At 68.0% G+C, this 13,997-nt stretch carries 5 protein-coding genes; 1 reads left to right on the top strand and 4 read right to left on the bottom strand.

Annotated features, from left to right (window positions below; all coding sequences use genetic code 11):
• Positions 1 to 38 precede the first annotated feature (38 nt).
• Both H149_RS0115625 and H149_RS22325 read right to left on the bottom strand, forming a co-directional pair.
• Complete coding sequence (locus H149_RS0115625; RefSeq protein WP_020650708.1) at positions 39 to 1,820, bottom strand: acyl-CoA dehydrogenase C-terminal domain-containing protein; 1,782 nt, start codon at positions 1,818 to 1,820, stop codon at positions 39 to 41.
• Between the two features lie 241 nt (positions 1,821 to 2,061).
• Complete coding sequence (locus tag H149_RS22325) at positions 2,062 to 9,312, bottom strand: S8 family serine peptidase (protein ID WP_020650707.1); 7,251 nt, start codon at positions 9,310 to 9,312, stop codon at positions 2,062 to 2,064.
• Positions 9,313 to 9,494: 182 nt separating this feature from the next.
• Here H149_RS22325 and H149_RS0115615 point away from each other — a divergent pair, with 182 nt between their 5' ends.
• On the top strand, positions 9,495 to 11,582 hold the full coding sequence (locus H149_RS0115615; RefSeq protein WP_020650706.1) for a winged helix-turn-helix domain-containing protein: 2,088 nt from the start codon (positions 9,495 to 9,497) through the stop codon (positions 11,580 to 11,582).
• Between the two features lie 87 nt (positions 11,583 to 11,669).
• On the opposite strand, the gene ahpF is transcribed toward H149_RS0115615, so the two are convergent.
• Both ahpF and ahpC read right to left on the bottom strand, forming a co-directional pair.
• A complete protein-coding gene (gene ahpF / locus H149_RS0115610) occupies positions 11,670 to 13,247 on the bottom strand; it encodes an alkyl hydroperoxide reductase subunit F (RefSeq protein ID WP_026353223.1) in 1,578 nt (525 codons plus the stop codon).
• A 141-nt stretch (positions 13,248 to 13,388) separates the two neighbouring features.
• Positions 13,389 to 13,952 carry an alkyl hydroperoxide reductase subunit C gene (gene ahpC / locus H149_RS0115605; RefSeq protein WP_020650704.1) on the bottom strand — a complete coding sequence of 188 codons (564 nt, stop codon included), beginning with the start codon at positions 13,950 to 13,952 and terminating at the stop codon, positions 13,389 to 13,391.
• Between the last annotated feature and the right edge of the window lie 45 nt (positions 13,953 to 13,997).

The raw sequence follows: 13,997 nt of genomic DNA, 5'->3' as shown, positions 1-13,997 counted from the left end.
GCGAATGCCGGCCCTTTTTGCGTTGCTGCAGCGAGATTTCAGAACAGCGCCGCGTCGAGCGCCATCAGCGTGTCGCTGCCGGCGCGCGCCGAACGGATCTGGTACGCCGTCTCCGGCAGCAGCTTGGCGAAGTAGAAGCGCGCGGTCGCCAGCTTGGCCTTGTAGAAGTCGTCCTCGGGCTTGGCCAGCGCGACGGCGGCCATGCGCGCCCACAGATACGAGTAGACGAGGTGGCCGACGACGCGCAGGTACGGCACCGCGGCGGCGCCGAGCTCGTCCGGGTTCTTCATCGCCTTCTGGCCGAGTTCGGCGGTCAGCTTCGTCACCTTGTCGCCGATGTCCATCAGCGGCTCGATGAATTCCTTCATCTCCGGCGTGCCGGCCTGGGCCTTGATGAAATCCTGCACCAGCTTGCCGAACTTCATCAGCTTCTTGCCGCCGTCGAGCAGCACCTTGCGGCTGATCAGGTCGAGCGACTGGATGGTGTTGGTGCCTTCGTAGATCAGGTTGATGCGCGCGTCGCGCACGTACTGCTCGACGCCGGTCTCCTTGATGAAGCCGTGGCCGCCGAACACCTGCATGCCGAGATTGGTGCTCTCGAAGGCGTTGTCGGTGATGAAGGCCTTGACGATCGGCGTCAGCAGCGCGACCAGCTCATCGGCGTCCTCGCGGACCTTCTCGTCCGTGTGCTTGTGCGACTGATCGATCATCAGACCGACCCAGTAGGTCAGGAAGCGGCCGGCTTCGTTGTACGCCTTCTGCGTCAGCAGCATGCGGCGCACGTCCGGGTGCACGATGATCGGGTCGGCCGGCTTGTCCTTCAGCTTCGGACCGGTCAGCGCGCGCGACTGCAGACGTTCGCGGGCATAGGCCAGCGAGTTCTGGTAGGCGACTTCGCCGAGGCCCAGCGACTGCATGCCGACGCCGAGGCGCGCGCCGTTCATCATGATGAACATCGCGCTCATGCCCTTGTGCGGCTCGCCGACCAGCCAGCCCTTCGCGCCGTCGAGATTGATGACGCTGGTGGCGTTGCCGTGGATGCCCATCTTGTGCTCGATCGACGCGCACTTGACGGTATTGCGCTCGCCCGGCGTGCCGTCGGCGTTCGGGATGAACTTGGGCACGATGAACAGCGAGATGCCCTTGGTGCCGGCCGGCGCGTCCGGCAGGCGCGCGAGCACGAGGTGGATGATGTTGGCGGACAGATCGTGCTCGCCGGCCGAGATGAAGATCTTGGTGCCGGAGATCGCGTAGGTGCCGTCGGCGTTCGGCTCGGCCTTGGTGCGGATGATGCCGAGGTCGGTGCCGGCATGCGGCTCGGTCAGGCACATCGTGCCGGTCCACTCGCCGGAGACGATCTTCGGCAGATAGGTCTGCTTGAGTTCGGCGCTGCCGCGCGCGATCAGCGCCGCGTAGGCGCCGTGCGACAGGCCCGGGTACATGGTCCAGGCCTGATTCGCCGAGTTCAGCATTTCATACAGCACGTTGTTGACCAGCTCCGGCAGGCCCTGGCCGCCGAAGTCCGGGTCGCAGGACAGCGACGGCCAGCCGGCCTCGCAGTACTGCGCATAGGCTTCCTTGAAGCCCTTCGGCGCCTTGACGACGCCGTCGCCGACGTAGGTGCAGCCCTCTTCGTCGCCGGACTGGTTGAGCGGGAAGATGACGTTGGCGGCGAACTTGCCGGCTTCCTCGATCACCGAGTTGACGGTGTCGGCGTCGAGGTCGGCGTGCGGCGGCATTTCCTTGAAGGCCTGCTCGACATTGAGCATCTCGTGGAGGACGAACTGCATGTCGCGCAGCGGGGGCGTGTATTGCGGCATCGAAAAGCTCCGGATCTGAAAGGGAAAAGGTTTGCGCGTTCGCGGGAACGCCCGAAATTCGATGGACCATACTGTACCGTATGTTTCTGCCGCGATGCAGCATCCGTGATGAATTTCCGACAGGCCGTTCGTCGGCGGGCGGCGGCCCGCCGTCCGCACGCGCCGCATCCCTTTCCTCGCCAGCGCTGACGCGGCCACAAAAAAGGGCCAGCGGTGGCCGGCCCTTGTTGCCCCTCTGGCTTCAGGATCGTCGCCGCCGGCAGATCGCCGCGACCGCCAGCAGGCCGAGCAGGCCGGCAGCGTCCATGGCGCCGCCGCCTCCGCCGCCGCTGGCCGCGACCGTGACGCTCAGCGTCGCCGGTTCGGACTCGCGCCGCCCGTTGCTGGCGACGAGCGCGTAGCGCAGCGTCTGGCCGGCGGCGGCGTCGGGTATGGCCAGCGTGTAGCCGCCGTCCGGGGCGCTGACGATCGGCGCGGCCGGGCCGGCGGTCTGCTGCCAGCGGAACTGCAGCGTGTCGCCGTCGAGCGCGCCGCTGCTGCCCGCCGTCGTCAGCGTCAGGGTCTCGCCGCGCCGCGCCTGCAGCTCGAGGCTGGCAGCGCCGTCGATGCGCGCCTGCGGATAGCCTTCGATGCGCACGGAAGGGACGTCGGCGACGCGGGCTTCGCCGTCGCCGAGACGGTACTCGACGGGCAGCGCCACGGTCTGCGTCAGCTGCACCGCCGACGTCGCCAGCACCAGCGCGTACTGCGTGGCGGATGCGCCGGCGGGCAGCGTCCAGCGCAGACGCGCGCCGTCGACGCTGGCGCCCTCGGCGGATTCGACGCTGAGCGGCTCCGGGATCTCGACGTCGACGGTCGTCGCCTGCGCGCTGCCGGCGAGCTGCAGCGTGTAGCGCAGCGCAGCGCCGGACAGCAGCTCGGTCGTTTCCGTGTCCACCGTGACGCCATCCTCGGTACGCGCCAGTTCGACGATGCCGAACGGGCCGTTGTCGGTACCGACGGCGTCGAGCGGGCGCGCCGAGAACACCGCGAACGCGGTATCTGCGGAGCGCAGTGCCGGCAGGTTCCAGCCGATGTCCACCGCGTACGGCTCGCCGAAAGTGGTCGAGGCCGGGCCGCTCATGGTCAGGCCGTTGACCCCGTTCCTGACCTGCGCCACCACCAGCGCGTGCGTGTCGCCGGCGGCGTTGCCCTCGTAGTTGTGCACGGCGATCCAGTAGCTGCCCGGCTGCGGATCGACGATCACGCATTCCTCGTCGGCGTCGTCGTCGGCGCTCATGCAGTAGAAGGACGCGCTTTCGGCGACATCCGGCCGGCCATTGAGATTGCCGTCGAGACCTATGAACAGATCGAGATCATTGGCCGTCGCATCGACGATGCGCACGACCAGCAGCTTGGTGTTGCTGCGGACCTCGAGCGGCACGACCTGCAGGCTTTCCGGATGATCCGGCACGAAATCGTCCGGCGTCGGATCGGGGAACAAGGTCGCCGGATAGCGCTGCGCGATGCTCCAGCCCCACAGACCGTACTGCACGGCGCCGCCGGTGGACTGCAGTCCTTCGATGCGCTGCGTGCCTTGCTTGCCGGTGGCGGTGATGCGCGTGTACGCCGGCACATCGCTCGTGCGCAGCTCGGCGCGGACGGGGAAGCGCAGCGTCGGCTGCGTCGCGTCGTCCGAGCGCAATTCAACGCTGCCGCCGACGCTGCCTGCGCTGGCCGATCCGCTGGCGGCGAGCGTGACGGTCAAGGCCTGCGTCTGCCCGGCGGCCAGAGTGAAGCTCGCGGGTTCCACCGCAATGCCGGTGTTCGGTACATCGGTGCTGGTGCTGGCCGTGTAGGTGCCGGCGCGTGCCGCGCGAACCGTACGTATCCAGCGGCATTGCAGCACACACGAGCCGGCGACCAACGAGGGCAGGTTCAGCGTCCCGGGCGAGCCGCCGGATTGCGGATCGGCTGCCTGATAGCGGGTCGCGTCCTCGTGGAGCAGCAGACCGGCCTGCAGGGCGGCCTCGGCGCGGACGCGGCCCGTGCCGACCTCGAACACGCCGGCGGCTTCGCCCGATTCGGTGCGCATGTCGGCCTTCGCGGTCGCGACCAGCGCCGACTGCGCTTCGGCCGGCGTCCAGTCCGGATGCGCGGCGGCGAGCAGCGCCAGCGTGCCGGCCACATGCGGGCTCGCCATCGAAGTGCCGCTGAGGAAGCCGTACGGTGCCGGATACACGCCTTCGGCCGGCCACAGAAGATCGGGGCTGAAGGCCGCATAGATGTTCACGCCAGGGGCGGCGATATCCGGCTTGGTCCAGTCCTTGTACGGCAGCGCAGGACCTCGCGAGCTGAAATCGGCGACGATGTCGGCGGCCGACGGGTCGGGGGCCGGCGCGCTGGCGCTGATCGTCGCCAAGTGCGGTGCGCCGCTGTCGCTGGCGAGCCAGTTGCGCAGCGCGGTGCCCGACGCGAAGTCGACGTGGATCGCCGGCAGGACGTGGAAATCCTCGATGACGTCATCGGCAGCAGAATCGACATTGGCGAGGATCATGCCGCCGGCGCCACCAGCGAGCACGTTTGCGCCTTTCTCGACCCGTGCGTTCTGCCCGCGCGAGCAGATCACGATCTGCCCCGCGAAGGTTCCGGCCGAGAACGGTGCCTGGCACAGCGCATCGCCGTAGCGGGCGGCATCAACGACGCCGCCGGTATAGCCGCCGGTGACGCCGCGGCCGGTGATCGTCGATGGCGGCACGCCGCCGCTGAAGTCGCCGATCGTCTTCGACGTGTACGCGCGGTCATGCGTGCTCGCAGCGACCGTCGTTACCCACGGGGCATTGCCCGGAGAGCTGATCGTGCTGGCGTCCGGCCCATTGTTGCCAGCCGAGACGGCCACGTGGATGCCGGCTTCGCGTGCGGAAAGGAAGGCTAGGCCGTCGGCAGATTCCCAGGGACTTCTGATGGGCCCGCCAATCGAGTAGTTCAGTACGCGCACGCCGTGCTCGATCGCGTGCTCGACGGCGAGCACCGTCATATCCGGCACGCAGGGATCGCCGTCGCCCGGAAAGCAGACTTGATAGGAGACGATATTGGCATGCGGTGCAACGCCGCTGATCTGGGGAAAGGACTGCTGCGCGAGCTGGCCGAGCGCGTTGTAGATCGGCACCTCGCTGAGGACGTTTCCGGCAACGGTCGAAGCGGTGTGCGTGCCATGACCGTTGTAATCGATGCCGTTGGGTTCGCGCAGATGGGCGTAGCTCGACGTGATTTCCTCGTAGCTCACGATCCCGATCAGCTTGTCATTGCATAGATCAGGGCGTGGCACGCAGTCGCCGAGGTAGACGCCGTCGCCGAGCGGATTGCGGTGCTGGTAGCCGTCGCCGCCGACGGCTGCGAACGACGGCGCTTCCGGCCGGATGCCGGTGTCGATCACGCCGACGATGATGCCTTCGCCCTGCGTCGGCAATGCAGCCGGCACGCCGGCCCAGACGTTGCGGGCTCCTATCCACTGCGGGCCCCGATCGGTCTGCAGGTAGCGTGGCTCGGCACGTTCGACCGTGCGCACCGCTGCCAGGCCGCGCAGCGACTGTGCCTCGGCCTCGCTCAGATACAGCGTCAGAGCGTTGAGCGCGATACGGAACTGCTGGCGCGGCGCCGCGGCGCGACCGATCTTGCGCTGTATGCCGCTGAGCGCGCTGGCCTGGCGGGCTTGCAGGTAGTCGAGATAGGCGATGCTGCGCGCGCTCTTGACGTCCAGCACGCCGCGCTTCGTCGCGTTGCGGCCGGCGCTGGCGGCGAGGCTGGTCGCCGCCAGATTCTTGAGACGCCCGTCGTAACGGGCCAGCGGTTCATCCTTCAGGTGCACGAAGTACAGCGCGCGGCCGTGCTCGTCGCGCAGGTGCGCGGCCGCGGCCCCGCCCTTGAGCGCCGTCGCCGTGCTGCTGCGCGGCTGCGGCCGGCTCGGCTCTTCGGCGGCGTGCGCCGGCAGTGCGCCCGCCGCCGACAGGATGCCCGCCGACAGCAGGCCGAGCACCAAGCCCGCGCGCTTCGTGCGCCGGCGTAGTGTCGCGCGCAGGCCCGCCATCACGACCAGCAGCAGACCGGCCGCCGGCGACCAGGCGCCGCCGCCGTCCTTGTGCACGACATCGGTCCCGCGCACTTTCAGCGCCAGCACCTTCTCGGCACTGCGCTCGCCGTCGTCGGCCTTGATCGTGACGCTGAAATCGCCCGCCAGTGTCGGCGTGCCGTGCAGGTCGCCGGTCATCGCGTCCAGTGCGAGGCCGGCCGGCAAATCGCTCGCCGTATAAGTCAGCGGCGTGCCGTCGGCGTCGCGGAAGCTGGCGCCGAGCGCGACGCGATATGGGGTTTTCGTCGCAGCGTCCGGGAGTGCGCTGCCTTCGCCGATCCATTCCGGCGAGTTGTCATTGACGTCCATCACCTGCACGGCGAGGTCCACGGTCACGCCCAGGGCCTGCCCGTACTGCGCGTATACCGGCACGATCAGGGTGGCCGCCATCTCGTGGTCGAGCCCGGCGGGGTTGCTCAGCACCAGATCTCCTTCATCCGTGATGCTGAAGGGATCGCCCGGAACCGCGCCGGCGAGCACGAGCCGATAAAATTCGGATGTCTTGCCGATGCCGAAGAACTGCTCGACATCGGTCTCTATGCGTCCCAGCACGGTGCCCGATGCGGCATCTTCTCGCACCGAGAAGGTCTGATCGGCGCGAGGCGCCGCAACGGACGACACTTCGCTGTAGTCGATCGGAGAGAACAGCGCGAAGTCGTCGGTCAGGCTGATGAGCAGGAAGCCGTCGCGCTCGTAGAGGCGCCCCTCCGACATCGGGCCGATGCCGCCATCCTGCTTCGCCCCGGTCAAGGTCAGGGTGGCGCCGCCTGCGGCGCCGAGCCGCTCGACGTAATTGCTCGGCGAGCCGTCCGGTTCGCGTAACAAGGCGTCATAGCCGGGCCGCATGGGATTGTGCAGGAAGAGGTCGTTCTCCTGGCGGGGAATCGCGTCGCGATCCGTCGAGAACACCCAGCGCAATCTGGCATCGAACGCGGCAGGGCTCGTGACGTCGTCGTGATAGAGCTCATCGAGGCAGACCTCGCTGACGACGTTGCGCGTATGGCTGGCCATCTTGGCGGGGAGCTTGGCACGACGATAGCGCCCCGTCGGATTGCTCGGGTCGTAGGGGATCGTCAGATCGATGTAGGTCGTGAAGGGCTGGCCCTGGGCATCAATTTCAACCCAGCCGTAGCCGATGGTGTCGGTCGTGACGTCGGACCTGAAAGGGTTGGGCGTGATCTCCCAGTACAGCAATTGCGAGCCGCGCTCGAAGTAATTGGCCAGCGCGATCGCGGCCGGGGAGAAAAAACTTGCCGCGATCGACAGCTTCTGCCCGGAGCTGCATCCGGCTTCGTCGAAGACGCGAACGCCGACATAGCGCAGCATGTTGCCGGACGCCCTCTGCTTGTCGTATTCGGGGTAGTCGACGCGTGCGACGACGGGGTAAACGGCGAAGTCCGCGGCGTGAAGGTTGTCGTTGCGGAAGTCCTGCGTCAGTTCGAAGGTTTCGTCGATGCCGAGGTACTGTTGCCAGAATTGACTGCTGTAGCTCTCGCGCATCGTGTCGGCGAACTTGGTAATGCTGGTCTTCGCGCGCGCCATCAACAGCCAGCTGACGGCCACGTCCGGCGCCGTCGGCCGCGACAGCACCAGATAACCGGAAAGCTCGGCCTGAGACCATTTCGCGGCGCTGAAATCGCCGGTTTCACGCAGGGTCCAGGGCGGCAGCTTTGCGGCATCCAGTTCGAAGGCGACCGGAATGCTGATGCTGCTGCCGGCGGGGACCTGGGCACTGACCGGCGCCTCGATCTTCAGCGCGGAGAATCCCGGCTTTTCGCCGACCCTCTGAACCTGAAGGGAGTAGCTCTGCGCTTGATTCGATAGGTTCCGGATGCGGAGATGGCGAACATAGCGCTGCGTTCCGGACACTTCCTTGAAGCCCAGATAGATCGAAGGCTGGCGGGTATCCTCATCCCAGGCGAGCAGGGGCGTGGCGATTGCGCCTTCGAGGTTCTCCCGGCCTAGACCGGAACGGCTGACATCAGCGGGCTGGTCGGGGTGTGCGGGCTCGTGGCCGACATCGCGCGTGCCGGTGTTGACCAGCGCGGCCTTCAGCTCGAGGCTGCTCAGCGAAGGGCGCTGCTGCTTCAGGATCGCGAGCGCCGCGGCAATTCGCGCCGCCGCTGCATCGACGCCGGTCCGCACTTCCATGCCGTCTGCGCTGCCAACCGTGGCGCCGTCGATGGAGACGCTGTCGCTCACCAGCTCGGGCTTCAGGAAGCGCGCCGTGCCACGTACCGGCCCCCGGCCGGAGAACGACGTCACCACATCGGCGTCGCTGATGCGCTGGAGGCCGCCGACGGTGACGGCATCCGGCACGGCACCGGCATGGGCGATGCTGTAGGGGGTGTCGAAGATGAGCTCGCCGCTGCCGACGACGACCGGAATGCCGCGCGCGGCCACGCCGGCGACCATCGCTGCGATCATGCTGTCGGGAGACGGGCTGGTGCTGCCCGGATCGTAGTAGGCAAAGCTGCCGGCATCGTCATCGTAGAGCAGCACGTCGACGTGGTCCGAGGTATCGCCATCGAGATTCGGATCGAGCGCTGCCTCGAAGGCGGCCGCGATCGCTTCGAGCTCGTACTTCAGAACCCGTGCGCCCTCACTCTCGAACACCGCGCTGCCCTTGAGCGCCACCAGCTTCGCGCCGGGGGCTAGACGGTGGACGATGCTGGCGAGATAGGTGCCCCGACCCGTCGGATAGACGAAGCCTCTGTCTTCCCAGGGCAGCTTGGAGTCGATCGGATTGCGGCCGCGGGATGCCAGATTGCTCTCGGCGGCGAGGTCGATGCCGCCTACCACGACGTCGGTCGGAAATCCGTCGAACGGCGCCGCGGCATTGGCCCAGGCGGAGTCGTATGCGGCCTGTGTGCCCGGGCCGCCGAGCGCAGCGTGCGTGTAATCGATGCCGGTACTGATGATGCCGACGCGAACGTTGTTTCCGGCCAGGGGATCATTGCTGAGCGGCAGCTCGGCAAGGGCGGCCGAATTCGCAGGCGCGGGGCGAGGAACTGCAGTGGTGGTTTTTCCGGTGCTGCGCGCAACGGCCGCCGGCGTGTAGCGTGCGAGCTGTACGCCACTGACGCCGGGTATCCGCTGCAGGCGGCTGGCACTGTCTTCCGGTGCCTCGACTATTGCGAACTGCGGCCACAGGCGCGAGCGCCAGCGCAGCTTGGCGCCCGGAGCGGCCTTGGCGAGCGCCGCCCCCAGCTTGCGGTCATCGAGCGAGGCATCGGTGAGTTGCAGCGTGTATCGCGATGCGCTCGCGGAGGAACTGGCCGCCCCCAGGGTCTGGCGATGCAGGCGTTCGGGCGGCGTGTGCGAGGCGCCGAGCGTGCTGGTGGCGAGCAGGGCGGCAACAAGGCCGGTGAGCAGATGACGCATGGAAGCCCCTTCAGAGAGTCGACGGCTGCCGTGATAGCGTCGGCGGCTGGCGACCGGCAATGCGGAGGCCACCGCTTTTTTCTCGAAGCAACATCATTTTTTTGTCATTTTCTTTTGGAACATGGGCTTGCGAGCCGTCCATCGAGCGCCGGCCGCGGCCTTCAGCAGGGATGTGAAGGGCAATGAAGGGTTCCGCGGAGGGGCGCGGCGCGGCCGTGCTGAAGATCGGCGACTGGCATTTCGAGCCGGCGTCGCGGCGGCTGTGGCGCGAGACCCGTAGCGAGACGCTGCCTCTGAAAGTCGCCGAAGTGCTGCAGGCGCTGGCGGCACAGCCCGGCGTCGTCGTCGGCCGCGAGCAGTTGATCGAGCAGGTCTGGCTCGGCAACGCCTACACCGGGCCGCGCGGCCTGACCAATGCGATCTGGCAGCTGCGCCGGCTGTTCGACGCCGAGGGCACCGCGGACAGCGCCATCGAGACCATCGCCAAAACCGGGTACCGGCTGACGCTGCCGGTGCTGGCGCTCGACGAACCGGCGCGCCGACCCGTGCCGCGACGGCGCTGGATCCTGGCGGTGCTGCTGGCGGTGCTGGCGCTCGGGGCCGTGGCGGCGGCGCTGCGCCCGTGGCCGGTGCACGCGCCGCCGCCGAGCTCTGCGCCGCCGCCGCGGCCGGAATCGTTGACCGAGTACGACGGCATGGAGGAGTACCCGAACCTGTCACCCGACGGGCGCTGGCTGGCGTTCACCTGGGAGCGCGAGGATCGTCCGAGCCAGATCTACGCCCGCGACCTGCACGATCCGGCGGCGCCGCTGCGGCAACTGACGCTGGGCGCAGACAGCGAGCTGCGGCCGGTGTTCGGCCCGGACGGTCAGTCGCTGGCGTTCGCGCGCGTGACGCCGGCCGGTGACTGTGCGGTCTGGGTGCGCGACCTGCGGAGCTTCGAGGAACGGCGCGTCGCGGCCTGCTTCTACGAGCGCCTGCATGCGATCTTCGACTGGTCGCCCGACGGAAGAACCTTCGCCATCGCGCAACGCGATGCCGGGGGCGGCACGGTGTCGATCTTCCTCTATGAAGTCGATGGCCGGCCGCTGCGGCGTCTGACGCAGCCGGCCGATGGCAAGCAGGACAGCCAGATGGCGTTCTCGCACGACGGTCGTCGTCTCGCCTTCGTGCGTCGCGGCTACAGCAGCGGCGAGCTGTACGTCGCAGATCTCGCCAGCGGGCGCTTGCAGCAGTTGACGGATGACGGCGCGGCCGGCGTGTTCGGCCTCACCTGGCTGGCCGGCGACCGCGAGCTTGCCTTCAACTCGACGCGCGACGGCAATTTCGCCATCTGGCGGATCGCCGCCGACGGCGGTGAACCGCGCCTCTACTCGCGTCTCGAATCGCCGTTCAACATGGACGCCCTTGCCGGCGGCGGCATTGTCGTCGCCCAGCACCGCACCGCCGAGCAGATCGAGATCCGCTCGCTGCGCGACGGCAGTCTGATGTCGACGATCTCGTCGAGCGGGCGCGATCTTTACGCGCAGTGGCTGGCCGGGCTGCAGCGGATTCTGCTGATTTCGACGCGCGGCGGCCGTCTCGAGCTGTGGAGCACGGACGCGGCCGGACGCGATGCGCGGCGCCTGCCGCTGCCGCGCGGCACCTCCGGTGTTCCGGCGGCGGCACCGGTGGGCGGGGCTTACGCGGTCGCGGTGCGGCCGTTCGGTGCGCGGCACGATGCGCTGTATGTCGGCGACGACGGTACGCGCGCCGGGCATGTCGTGCTTGCGGATGCACACGATTACCAGCACATCAGTTTCGAGGCCGATGGCCGCGCCCTGATCGTCAGCAGCAATCGCAGCGGCAGCTGGCAGCTTTGGCGCTACGCGATCGACGGTGGCGCGCTGGCGCCGCTGACGCAGGTCGGCGGCATCTACGGCCAGCGCGTCGGCGACGGCCTCTATCACACGCGGCCCGGCGTGCCCGGCCTGTGGCGCCTGCGCATCGGCAGCGCCGCAGAGCCGGAGCGCGTGCTCGACGCGCTGGGCATCGATGACTGGGGCAACTGGCGGATTCGCGGCGACGCGCTGTACTACGTGCTGCGGACGCCGACGCATGACCGCCTGATGCAGCGCTCGCTGCAGGGCGGCGACGAGCGTGCGGTCGTCGAGCTGCCGCGCAATGCGATCCGCATCTACAACTCGATCGCGCTGGCGGACGATGAGCGCGTGCTGCTGACGGTCCTCGGTCGCCGACAGACCGATCTGGTGGCGCTGCGCGGCGAGTGAGCCGGATCCTCTGCGCGGCGTCGGCCGGAACAAAAAGGCCTCCCGCCGGAGCGGGAGGCCTTGACGGGGCCGCGAACGGACCGCGGCTTACGCGGCTTTCGACTGCGCCGGTGCCGAGCTGCGGATCAGGTGATCGAAGGCGGACAGCGCGGCCTTCGAGCCTTCGCCCATGGCGATGACGATCTGCTTGTACGGCACCGTGGTCACGTCGCCGGCGGCGAACACGCCGGGCACCGAGGTCTGGCCGCGCGCGTCGATCTCGATCTCGCCGCGCGGCGAGAGCTGAACCGTGTCCTTCAGCCATTCGCTGTTCGGCAGCAGGCCGATCTGCACGAAGATGCCTTCGAGCTCGATGCGCTGCGTCTCGCCGTTCCTGCGGTCCTTGTAGACGAGGCCGTTGACCTTCTGCCCGTCGCCGGTGACCTCGGTCGTTTGCGCCGAGGTGATGACGGTGACGTTCGGCAGGCTGAACAGCGCGCGCTGCAGCACCGCGTCGGCGCGCAGCTGGCCATCGAACTCGAGCAGCGTCACGTGGCTGACGATGCCGGCGAGGTCGATCGCCGCCTCGACGCCGGAGTTGCCGCCGCCGATCACGGCGACGCGCTTGCCCTTGAACAGCGGGCCGTCGCAGTGCGGGCAGTAGGCCACGCCCTTGTTGCGGTACTCGTTCTCGCCGGGCACGTTCATCTGCCGCCAGCGCGCGCCGGTGGCGACGACCACGGTCTTCGATTTCAGCGTCGCGCCGTTGGCGAACCGGACCTCGATCAGGCCGTCGGCGCCGGCCGGCACCAGCTTCTCGGCGCGCTGCAGGTTCATGATGTCGACGTCGTAGGCCTGCACGTGCTGCTGCAGCGCTGCGGCGAGCTTCGGGCCCTCGGTCTCCGGCACGGAGATGAAGTTCTCGATCGCCATGGTGTCGAGCACCTGGCCGCCGAAACGCTCGGCGGCGACGCCGGTACGAATGCCCTTGCGCGCGGCATAGATCGCCGCCGCCGCGCCGGCCGGGCCGCCACCGACGACCAGCACGTCGAACGGCGCCTTGGCCTTGAGCTTGTCGGCGTCGCGCGCGGCGGCGCCGGTGTCGAGCTTGGCGACGATCTGTTCGAGATCCATGCGGCCGGACGCGAACGGCTCGCCGTTGAGGAAGACCTGCGGCACCGACAGCACCTGGCGCTGCTCGACCTCGTCCTGGAACAGCGCGCCGTCGATGGCGACATGCTCGATGGCCGGGTTCAGCACCGCCGCCAGATTCAGCGCCTGCACGACGTCCGGGCAGTTCTGGCAGGACAGCGAGAAATAGGTCTCGAACTTGTAGGAGCCCTGCAGGTTCTTCACCTGTTCGAGCAGCTCGGGCGCCGCCTTCGACGGATGGCCGCCGACCTGCAGCAGCGCCAGCACCAGCGAGGTGAACTCGTGGCCGAGCGGGATGCCGGCGAAGCGCAGATGGATCGACTGGCCGGGCGTGGTCAGCGCGAACGACGGCTTGCGCGCGTCCGTGCCGTGCGTCGACAGCGTGATCTTGTCGGACAGCGATTCGATCGTGCGCAGCAGCTCGAGCAGCTCGTTCGATGCCGCGCTGTCGTCCAGGGACGCGACCATCTCGATCGGCCGCGTGACCTTTTCCAGATAGGCCTGCAACTGGGTTTTGAGATTGGCGTCCAGCATGGACTCCTCCTGCAGCATCTTGAAAGGGAAATTTCGGGACAAAAAACCTCGTCCGGTCCGGGGAACCGGACGAGGGTCTTACGGCTTGCCGCTCAACTCACCTCGTGGTGCCGCCGTGGCGGCACGCATCGCGCAGATCGCTTAGATCTTGCCGACGAGGTCGAGCGAGGGGGCGATGGTCTTGGCGCCTTCCTTCCACTTGGCGGGGCAGACTTCACCCGGATGCGAAGCGGTGTACTGCGCGGCCTTCAGCTTGCGCAGGGTTTCCGACACGTCGCGAGCGATCTCGTTCGAGTGGATCTCGAGCGTCTTGATGATGCCTTCCGGGTTGATGATGAAGGTGCCGCGCAGCGCGAGGCCTTCTTCTTCGATATGCACGTCGAAGGCGCGCGTCAGCTGGTGCGTCGGATCGCCGACCAGCGGGAACTTGGCCTTGCCGACCGCCGGCGAGGTCTCATGCCAGACCTTGTGCGAGAAGTGCGTGTCGGTGGTGACGACGTACACCTCGGCGCCGGCCTTCTGGAACTCGGCGTAATGCGTGGCGGCGTCCTCGACTTCCGTCGGGCAATTGAACGTGAACGCGGCCGGCATGAAGATCACGACCGACCACTTGCCCTTCAGGCTGGCCTCGGTGACTTCGATGAACTTGCCGTTGTGAAAGGCCTGGGTCTTGAACGGCTTGACGGGGGTGTTGATCAGCGACATCGGAAATCCCTCTTGAAGTCGTGGTGGTGGATACGGAGCCGACAT

It is taken from the genome of Solimonas variicoloris DSM 15731, assembly GCF_000382285.1.
GTDB lineage: Bacteria > Pseudomonadota > Gammaproteobacteria > Nevskiales > Nevskiaceae > Solimonas > Solimonas variicoloris.
Note: the sequence above shows the minus strand (reverse complement) of the source record. Positions and strands in the feature narration are given on the sequence as shown.